This is a genomic window from Paenibacillus sp. P4_A7 (genome assembly GCF_056402455.1).
On the sequence record NZ_JBFUHJ010000766.1, the window covers coordinates 1 to 1354 of the forward strand.

The 1354-nt window shown below is 41.1% G+C and carries 3 protein-coding genes; all 3 read left to right on the top strand.

Annotated elements, in window-relative coordinates; translation table 11 throughout:
• Positions 1-269: 269 nt before the first annotated feature.
• The gene (locus AC1DWN_RS33795; protein ID WP_477563192.1) at positions 270-734 is read left to right on the top strand and encodes a hypothetical protein; all 465 of its coding nucleotides are present in this window, start codon (positions 270-272) and stop codon (positions 732-734) included.
• A gap of 19 nt (positions 735-753) precedes the next feature.
• Positions 754-1206 (top strand): transcriptional regulator AhrC/ArgR, encoded by a 453-nt coding sequence (gene ahrC, locus AC1DWN_RS33800; RefSeq protein WP_477563193.1) that lies wholly within the window; start codon positions 754-756, stop codon positions 1204-1206.
• 15 nt (positions 1207-1221) lie between these two features.
• A partial coding sequence (locus AC1DWN_RS33805) for an AAA family ATPase (RefSeq protein ID WP_477563194.1) occupies positions 1222-1354 on the top strand: 133 nt, incomplete at its 3' end.

Consider the following 1354-nt stretch of genomic DNA (forward strand, 5'->3'; position numbering starts at 1 on the left):
GACAAAAGTTGGCGTTCCGGATGATACAATCTTGGAAGATTTGGTTAAACAAGCCAGTCAGACATTCACAACTGCAAAGTAGTCAGTAGCAACCAGAAAGGGTGCCAAGCGGTTTTTAACCGTAAGGCATCTTTTTTCTTTACAGAGACCTATTTAATTTGATAAACTGTAGTCGACCAAACAAACGTTCGCTTTAGACGAAAAAGGAAAATGCCCCCTTCATATCGAACGAATAAGAAGAACAAACCATTTGCGAATGGGGGCGGCTTATGGGAGAGTACGGCGATTTGTTAATTATGCTAATTGCAGGATGTTTGCTTACGTTTTGGATATATAAAGCTTTTTATCGTTGGTTGCATGAGCCTGCAAGCATGAATCGGCTTAAGCTTGGCAAGGGCGGAGAGCTTAAAGAAAATGATCCAAATATTTTGCTGCTTGAACAAGCTGGTTATGAGGTCAGCTCAGGAAAGCATCTAATACCAATCCCAATCGAGCTTGATGGCATGCCGCTGGGAAAGGGTAGTCGGCTATACATTGATTATATTGCGGAAATGAATAACAATACTTATATAGTAAAGACAGCGCGTGATCGAATGCCAATGGATTGGACGGCGAGCGGAGTTCGTGATCGATTGCTTGTCTATTCCTTGCTTTTACCGGATTGTACCGGGATACTGTTCGTGGATGCCAAGGAAAGAGTGATACGTAAAATTACATTTCATATTGTGGATTGACAAGTTATGGAGGGTATATATGAAAGGGATTCGACAGTTCAAGATAAAAGAAATAATTACGAATAATTCGATTGAGACACAGGAAGAGCTTGTAGAAGCTCTTCGCAAATCAGGTATGCAAGTAACGCAAGCAACTGTTTCACGAGATATGAAGGAATTGATGCTTATTAAGGTTCCTGTTGCCGAAGGGAAATACATCTATTCCATTCCGCACGATCACCAGAGGCAAAATCCAATTCACAAGTTGAAACGAGCTTTGCTGGACAACTTCGTGCATATTGATTTTACGGAAAATCTTGTAGTGATGAAATGCTTGCCAGGTACGGCAAATGCATTTGGCGCTTTGCTTGATAGTATGGAATGGCAGGAAATAATGGGTACGATTTGCGGGGATGACACAATATTGATTATATGCCGGACGAAGACGCAAAGCAGTGAAGTTGTTGAGCGTATTCTTGAGCTATTGAACTAAGGAGGATGCTAAGCCATGCTGCGTGAGGTATCTATAAGGAATTTAGCGGTAATTGAAGAAGTGAACGTTACTTTTCATCATGGATTTCATGTGTTAACAGGAGAAACAGGAGCGGGCAAATCAATATTAATTGATGCACTTAGTTTAG